This is a genomic window from Brucella pituitosa (genome assembly GCF_965577835.1).
In the GTDB taxonomy this organism is placed as follows: domain Bacteria; phylum Pseudomonadota; class Alphaproteobacteria; order Rhizobiales; family Rhizobiaceae; genus Brucella; species Brucella pituitosa.
The window spans coordinates 929831-937500 of the sequence record NZ_OZ264092.1; the positions used below are offsets into that span (position 1 = coordinate 929831).

Sequence of the window (7670 nt, forward strand, 5' to 3'; positions counted from 1 at the left end):
GCACCGGCTTATTGCTGATGCAATCAATGAAATCACTTTAAACCAGATTTGTCACTCAGAAACTGGTTTTAAAGCAGGATATAGAGCTTGATCGCAATCGCAGCCAGTGAAATTGCAATCACGACCTGCGCGATACGGCCCCAGCGTGAATGCCGCGCCTCGGCCTTGCCAATCGCTTCCGCCGTCGCTTCATCAAAGCGCAGGCCATTAACCGCCATATCATCAAGCGCAACGGATGCACGTTCAACACGCGCCACCAATTCGGGCGTTTTGCGGGTAAAATGCAGCAGTGCATAGGCACTGTCTTTTGCATCAAGCAACATACCCTGCGGCCCCAGATTCTTACGAATCCAGTCGCCAACGACAGGTTCTGCTGCCTTCCACATATTGAAATGCGGATCGAGTGTGCGTGAAACACCTTCCACGACCACCATTGTCTTCTGAAGCATCAGAAGCTCTGGCCGCGTTTCCATGTCGAACAGTTCGGTGACTTCAAACAGCAGCGTCAAAAGCTTCGCCATGGAAATGGTTTCAGCTGGCTGGCCATGGATCGGCTCGCCAATAGCGCGGATTGCTTGCGCGAAGCTCGCCACATCATGAGTATGCGGCACGTAGCCTGCCTCAAAATGCACTTCCGCCACGCGAATATAATCGCGGGTGATGAAGCCATAAAGAATTTCCGCCAGAAAGCGCCGTTGCTGCTTGTTGAGCCGTCCGGTGATGCCAAAATCAACTGCAACGATCATGCCCTGCGGATCAACGAACAGATTGCCCGGATGCATGTCGGCATGAAAGAAGCCATCACGCAGCGTATGGCGCAGGAACGACTGGATCAGTGTTTCGGATAGCTTTTTCAGATCAAAGCCTGCCGCTCTCAGCCCTTCGATGTCCGACATTTTAACGCCGTCGATCCATTCGAGCGTCAGAACATCGCGACCCGTGCGCTCCCAATCGACATTGGGAACGCGGAAGCCTGCATCGTCCTTGATATTCTCTGCAATCTCGGAAAGTGCCGCCGCCTCAAGCCGCAGATCCATTTCGATGCGCGTGGTCTGTTGCAGCGTTTTTACCATCTCGACCGGGCGCAGGCGCCGCGTAAATGGCACATGGCGCTCCTGCATGCGGGCAACCATGAAGAAACTCTCCAGATCATGCGCGAAACGCTGACGCACGCCGGGACGGATAACCTTGACTGCAACCTTATGCGGCGCGCCATTTTTCATGACATGCGCCGGATGCACCTGCGCCATGGATGCCGCCGCAATCGGCGCATCAAAACTCACATAAAGATCATCGATCCTGCGACCAAGTGATCCTTCAACCGCCGAAACGGCTTCCGCCTGAGGGAAGAAGTCAAGCCGATCTTGCAACAGTTCAAGATCAGCAGCAACATCCTTGCCTACAATATCAGGACGCGTTGCCAGAAACTGGCCAAGCTTCACATAAGAAGGGCCAAGCTTGTTCATCGCACGCGAAATGCGCTCGGAACGAGGCGCATCTTTCGCGCGCTTACGCGCAAGCATCTTCGCAACCCTATGCCCCAGCGCTGGCAGACCCGCGGCCTCATCAACCGGCAGAGAACTCAACACACCTTCGCGCGCCATGATCCAGCCAGCACGCATCAACCTCAGAGCCGCAGAAATATTGCTCATATCGGACTCAGAGCTTCCAGCCGGAATGAAGTGCTGCGATACCGCCAGTAAAATTACGATAGCTCACACGCTCGAAACCCGCCTCGCGGATCATGCGTGCAAAATCTTCCTGCTTGGGAAATTTGCGGATCGATTCGACCAGATAGCTGTAGGAATCGGCATCGCCCGTAATCATCTTGCCAATCTGCGGGATAGCCTTAAACGACCACTGGTCGTAAACCTTGTCGAGAAGCGGCAGTTCCACTTCGGAAAACTCAAGGCACAAGAAACGACCGCCTGGCTTCAGCACGCGATAGGCTTCTGAAAGTGCCTTATCGATATGCGGGACGTTACGGATGCCGAATGAAATCGTGTAAGCATCGAAGCTGGCATCTTCAAATGGCAGCTCTTCCGCACTGGCTTCAACAAATTCGAGATTGTCGGCAAGCCCCTTCTTGATAGCGCGTTCACGACCGACGCCAAGCATTGAACCATTGATATCCAGAATGGTGACTTGTGCCTGTCGACCGGAGGCTTCGACAATACGGAATGCAATATCACCGGTTCCGCCTGCAACATCGAGTGATGTCCAGCCCGGACGCTTTGACGGTGCCAGCCAGCCAATCATCGCATCTTTCCAGACGCGATGCAGACCACCGGACATGAGATCGTTCATCACATCGTAACGCTTGGCAACCTTATGGAAAACGTCGTTGACCAGCCCCTGCTTGGCATCTTCATCGACCGCTTTGAAGCCGAATGAATGCTCCATGCCACCTTGCGCGCCCACGCGGTCCGCATTGCCGTTCTGCTGGCTCATAACTCATCCTGCCGGTTCATGTGCGAAACGAAGCCGATCTCCGTTTTCCGTTTGCTTGATGCATATAAAGCTTGTACCGGACGATACAAGCACAGACCGCCAGCCGATACCCCTTTTGTGATCTCCACTTGCGCATCTGTGCAAAATGTTCAAAGAAATAGAAAACTGTGCGTGCGCGCCTGCCACGCGTTTTCTCCGGCTTGATTAGCCGTTACAGTCGATAAAGATAACAAGAAAAGTGGAAACAACATGGGCGTTAATGTCGTCAGCCATCCGCTTGTCCAGCACAAGCTCACCATTATGCGCAAGCGCGAAACCTCGACCGCCAGTTTCCGGCGTTTGCTGAAAGAAATATCGCTGCTGCTTTGCTATGAAGTGACGCGCGATCTCGAACTGACCACCATGCATATCGATACACCGATGATGCCAATGGAAGCGCCTATCCTCGAGGGAAAGAAGCTGGTCTTCGCCTCCATCCTGCGCGCAGGCAATGGTCTTCTCGAAGGCATGCTGGATTTGGTGCCCGCTGCACGCGTGGCTCATATCGGCCTCTATCGTGACCATGACACGCTGCAGCCAATCGAATATTACTTCAAGGCCCCGGAAGATATCGTCAATCGCCTCATTATCGTGGTTGATCCAATGCTTGCCACCGGACATTCGGCCATTGCAGCTATCGATAAGCTGAAAGAGCGCGGCGCAACCAATATCCGCTTCCTCTGCCTGCTCGCAGCACCCGAAGGCATCGAACGCTTCACCGCAGCCCATCCGGACGTCGAAGTGTTCACAGCTTCCATTGATGAACGCCTCGATGAAAAGGGCTACATCGTTCCCGGCCTTGGTGATGCCGGCGACCGTATGTACGGCACGAAGTAAGTTTCAAACCTTAGAATAAACGACTCATTGATCCGCGTTCTGACTGCTCAATAATTGGTATTGAGTGGTCGGCGCGGATTTTTTATCTTCTCAGGAACAGAAGAGATGGAAGATTGATCATGTCCACGGACACGCGCCTGACAGAACTCGAGATAAGGGTCGCCGAGCAGGAGAAGACCATTGAGGAGCTTTCATCCGTGCTGGCTGAGCAGTGGAAGACGATTGATCAGCTAAACAAAAAGCTGTCGGCGCTGACAGATCGCTTTCTGACACTGGAAGAGCAAACGGCTCCCGAAATCCCCGTCACCAAGCCCCCGCACTGGTAAGATCATGATTGAGATTATAACGCTTGCTGACCGGCCCGACTTTGCCGCAACGTGCGCCAAATGGAACCACAAGGAATGGGGATATTTGTCAGGCGCAACCGAAGACGATATCGTTTCCGGCCTACAGGATATCATCCATTCTACTGACAGACAGGCGGCCCGTGCAGCACTATGGAATGGCGAGCTCGCCGGATTTGTCCTGCTGATCCACAATGATCTGGATAGCCATCCTCACCTTAAGCCGTGGGTTGCGAGCCTGCTCGTTGCACCGGATTATCGCGGACGCGGGATTGCGAAGGCTCTCATGGCTGCAATTGAAAGTGCTGCCCAAGAGCTAGGCTATACCGAAGCTTATCTTTATACGGACAAGCCTGACCTATATCGCAAGATTGTCTGGGTCGACTTTGAAGAACTTAAGGGTGACGACGCAGGCATGTTAATTATGCACAAGGAAATCGCGCGGGGTTAATCGCGCGATTCTTTTACATCTCTTACGATGCTGCTGGTATCGGACAGCTCACGCCAGTGCCGCGCAAACCGCAATAACCGTTCGGATTCTTGGCCAGATACTGCTGATGATAATCTTCGGCGTAATAGAATGTTGGAGCGTCTGCAATTTCCGTCGTGACGGGTCCAAGACCGCGAGCAGCAAGTGCATCCTGATAGGCGTCCCTGCTCTTTTCCACGGCTTCACGATCTGCTCCGTCAAAGGTATAAATCACAGAACGGTAAGTCGTACCGATATCGTTGCCCTGTCGCATTCCTTGCGTCGGATCATGCTCTTCCCAAAACAGCGACAACAGTTCTCCAAGGCTCACAACCTTTGGATCGTAAACCACCAGAACCACCTCGGCATGCCCGGTCAGACCGGTGCAGGTTTCCTCATAGGTCGGGTTTGGCGTAAGTCCGCCCGCATAACCAACGGCGGTTAGATAAACACCTGGAACCTGCCAGAAAAGCCGCTCAGCCCCCCAGAAACAGCCCATACCAAACATGACCTGCTTCATGCCCTCAGGCCATGGACCTTTAAGCGGCTGACCAGACACGAAATGCCTCGAAGCCGTAGGGATAGCGTCTCCACGGCCCGGCAAGGCGTCGTCCTGCGAAGGCATTTCAATCTTCTTGCGATAGCTGTCTAGGAAACCCATTCAACACCTCCTGAGGCGCACCGGATATGTGCGCAATCCTCGTGTATAAATTCACGACCAGTCATCATGCCTGCCAACCGGCTTCAAGCTCACGCACTGAAAATGCCCAATGGCTTCTCACGACGATGACCAGCTATGTAAAACAGAAGTGCAAGGACACCGAAAACGAGCCAGCCGGGCTGTTCAAGCACGGGAAGCACCAGCCTGTCCCACGCTGCTGATCCTATATAGTGCGTCACGAATGCTTCTGCATCCCCCAGCATCTCGGGCGCGCCGCGTTCCCAGACCTCGAGAAGAGGTTTGGTCACCAACTCCGACGCCCCAACAGAGCGCGCACCATCTAGAATGGCAAAGATGACGCCTAATGCCAGAAACAAAACCGCGAAACTGCGCAAAACAAAACGGAACACGATTCTCTGCCTTTGAATTTACACGTCCGCATCATGCAAAAATGCGCGCCATTTGCCATTCAATCTATGTGTTATCAGCCACTAAATTATAGCACAGACCGACTATTACGCCCAAGCCGAGGAAACCTCCAAAACAGCTTCCGCATTATATGTAACAAAAACAGTAAGTTAGATAAGCTCTCATAAGCTTCACGCAGCCCAGAATAAATTAAAGCGAAAACTGGCAAATAGCAGTTGAACATATGCGTATTCTGGCTATATTGCGCGCCGCACCACCTGTTTTGGCAACTAACCAATGCCTGATTTGAAAAGTGGTGGTGCGTTTGCAAGAGTTCTTACCGCAACGGCGGATTTCAAGACAGCAAATCAGACGGAGAGGTGGCCGAGTGGTTGAAGGCGCACGCCTGGAAAGTGTGTATACGGGGAACCGTATCGCGGGTTCGAATCCCGCTCTCTCCGCCAGTTCCTAAAAACCAACAACTGCCGACGCAATTCGCTTTGTACAAAAGCTTATATCCGTCACACCGATGTGTATATTCTTTGAACACTCCACACTTTGCGCACGGCCTCCACTTTCCTATTTTCGCGTGGGTTTGGTTTGGAGATGACAGACCTTCACTCGCTCACCGTTCTTTCCCTTACGCCACACACAGCCCTCTTTTCTTGGCTTCCCTTTATAGAGATAAATCTCCGCGCGACGCTTGCTATTATAAGTCTGGTTGGAGAAATCGTGGCCGCCAATACGGACATTTTTGCCAAGACGAACTTCGGCATTTGCTGGCATGCTGAACATTGTCAGCAACGAGCATATCAAAACGAACGAGAGAGGCTTCATCAGATAGTCCTTAACCGCGACTACCCCCATATCAGGAAATTCGAGGCCATTGTAGGATAAATCCTTGAGGCTCAGGCTTAACACCTTGATTGAACGTGTTGCGCTTGGCCGTGGTCTTGATCCGGACCAGCCTATGAACCTCAGCAAAGTCACGGAAACCGTCTAGCTTTTCCGCACATTTACGTGGCCTCCAGAGTTAGCCTCACGGAGGTTTAAAAATAACGTAGCCCCGGTCAACTCTTGTTGCCGGGGCTTTTCTCTATGTAGATAGCGATTTCGTTGGGCCAGCCTTCATGGGTTTAATTGTCTGGTCTTTGGCTTCCGAAGGTGCTGATTGCCGTTGCATGGGGGCTTGGAGTTGCATTCTTGCCGATCCTGCACCAGGCACTATTTTCAGACGCGGACCGCTGCGGCTTTTATGCTGTTTTTTGCTTTTTTGGTTTTGGTGTGAGGCTTTGTCCGGTTTGTGGGGGACTTGATACTCGATGATTGCTTTTTCTCCTCGCCCTTCAGGTTGTGAGCGTTTGGACGACGGGTATCCGTCGTGGGGGAGTACAATCTATCTGTCCCGTAAACGTCAAAACGCCCGTGGTTTTGTCCACGGGCGTTTTTGAATTTGGTTGCGGGGGCAGGATTTGAACCTGCGGCCTTCAGGTTATGAGCCTGACGAGCTACCGGGCTGCTCCACCCCGCGTTAAGGGCTTAATTTGTATGACCGGATTTGGTAGTTTTTGCGCTTAGCGCTGATGAATGCTGTTTTGTATGATTATGAGAAGATGGGTTGATATTTGTGTGCTTAGCAGACCTGGCAGCGACCTACTCTCCCGTGTCTTAAGACAAAGTACCATTGGCGCTGGAGCGTTTCACGGCCGAGTTCGGAATGGGATCGGGTGCAGCCGCTCCGCCATAACCACCAGGTCGGCGAAGAACACAAATATGAGAAGCTGGTTGTCTTTCGTGCAGATAATTCAGCGATAAACGCTGATAAACAATAAGCACACGACTGTGTGCCGGCGCCTGTGCGCCGCCCTCCCCGGAGCGATTCACGAAGTGAATAAGGCGTGAGGGGCAAAGTTTTCATCAAGCTACGCTTGATGGATATTGTAAATGAGAATGATCAAGTCGATCGAGCTATTAGTACCGGTAAGCTACATGCGTTGCCGCACTTCCACACCCGGCCTATCAACGTGGTAGTCTTCCACGGCTCTGATAGGGAATACTCGTTTTTAGGTGGGTTTCCCGCTTAGATGCCTTCAGCGGTTATCCCGTCCGTATATAGCTACCCTGCTATGCCGTTGGCACGACAACAGGTCCACCAGAGATACGTCCATCCCGGTCCTCTCGTACTAGGGACAGATCCTATCAATATTCCTACACCCACGGCAGATAGGGACCGAACTGTCTCACGACGTTCTGAACCCAACTCACGTACCGCTTTAAATGGCGAACAGCCATACCCTTGGGACCTGCTCCAGCCCCAGGATGCGATGAGTCGACATCGAGGTGCCAAACAACCCCGTCGATATGGACTCTTGGGGGTCATCAGCCTGTTATCCCCGGCGTACCTTTTATCCGTTGAGCGATGGCCCTTCCACGCGGGACCACCGGATCACTATGACCGACT

The 7670-nt window shown here is 52.6% G+C and carries 7 protein-coding genes, 2 tRNA genes and 2 rRNA genes (1 of these 11 cut by a window edge); 4 read left to right on the plus strand and 7 right to left on the minus strand.

Annotation, left to right across the window (positions count from 1 at the left end; genetic code table 11):
- Positions 1 to 68: 68 nt before the first annotated feature.
- Together ubiB and ubiE are read right to left on the minus strand one after the other, a co-directional pair.
- Positions 69 to 1652, minus strand: coding sequence for a 2-polyprenylphenol 6-hydroxylase (gene ubiB, locus ACSME1_RS04475; protein WP_105707925.1), 1584 nt, complete (start codon positions 1650 to 1652; stop codon positions 69 to 71).
- Positions 1653 to 1659: 7 nt separating this feature from the next.
- Positions 1660 to 2451, minus strand: coding sequence for a bifunctional demethylmenaquinone methyltransferase/2-methoxy-6-polyprenyl-1,4-benzoquinol methylase UbiE (gene ubiE, locus ACSME1_RS04480; protein WP_024899220.1), 792 nt, complete (start codon positions 2449 to 2451; stop codon positions 1660 to 1662).
- Positions 2452 to 2700: 249 nt separating this feature from the next.
- Here ubiE and upp point away from each other — a divergent pair, with 249 nt between their 5' ends.
- The 3 genes from upp (at position 2701) to ACSME1_RS04495 (ending at position 4122) form a co-directional block, all read left to right on the plus strand.
- Positions 2701 to 3327, plus strand: a complete 627-nt coding sequence (gene upp / locus ACSME1_RS04485) for a uracil phosphoribosyltransferase (RefSeq protein ID WP_024899219.1) — start codon at positions 2701 to 2703, stop codon at positions 3325 to 3327.
- A gap of 119 nt (positions 3328 to 3446) precedes the next feature.
- Positions 3447 to 3653: a SlyX family protein gene (locus ACSME1_RS04490; RefSeq protein WP_024899218.1), complete on the plus strand. Its 207-nt coding sequence runs from the start codon at positions 3447 to 3449 to the stop codon at positions 3651 to 3653.
- 4 nt (positions 3654 to 3657) lie between these two features.
- Positions 3658 to 4122, plus strand: coding sequence for a GNAT family N-acetyltransferase (locus ACSME1_RS04495; RefSeq protein ID WP_105707923.1), 465 nt, complete (start codon positions 3658 to 3660; stop codon positions 4120 to 4122).
- Positions 4123 to 4144: 22 nt separating this feature from the next.
- Here the strand turns inward: ACSME1_RS04495 and msrA are convergent, their stop codons facing one another.
- Together msrA and ACSME1_RS04505 are read right to left on the minus strand one after the other, a co-directional pair.
- Positions 4145 to 4801 (minus strand): peptide-methionine (S)-S-oxide reductase MsrA, encoded by a 657-nt coding sequence (gene msrA / locus ACSME1_RS04500; protein WP_105707921.1) that lies wholly within the window; start codon positions 4799 to 4801, stop codon positions 4145 to 4147.
- A gap of 89 nt (positions 4802 to 4890) precedes the next feature.
- Positions 4891 to 5211 (minus strand): hypothetical protein, encoded by a 321-nt coding sequence (locus tag ACSME1_RS04505; RefSeq protein ID WP_105707919.1) that lies wholly within the window; start codon positions 5209 to 5211, stop codon positions 4891 to 4893.
- A gap of 372 nt (positions 5212 to 5583) precedes the next feature.
- Here ACSME1_RS04505 and ACSME1_RS04510 point away from each other — a divergent pair.
- Positions 5584 to 5673, plus strand: a tRNA-Ser gene (locus ACSME1_RS04510).
- Between the two features lie 990 nt (positions 5674 to 6663).
- Here ACSME1_RS04510 and ACSME1_RS04515 read toward each other — a convergent pair.
- The 3 genes from ACSME1_RS04515 to ACSME1_RS04525 all read right to left on the minus strand — a co-directional run.
- Positions 6664 to 6740: transfer RNA gene (locus tag ACSME1_RS04515), tRNA-Met, on the minus strand.
- Positions 6741 to 6849: 109 nt separating this feature from the next.
- Positions 6850 to 6964 (minus strand): 5S ribosomal RNA (gene rrf / locus ACSME1_RS04520).
- Positions 6965 to 7159: 195 nt separating this feature from the next.
- Positions 7160 to 7670: ribosomal RNA gene (locus ACSME1_RS04525) — 23S ribosomal RNA — on the minus strand (it continues 2397 nt past the right edge of the window).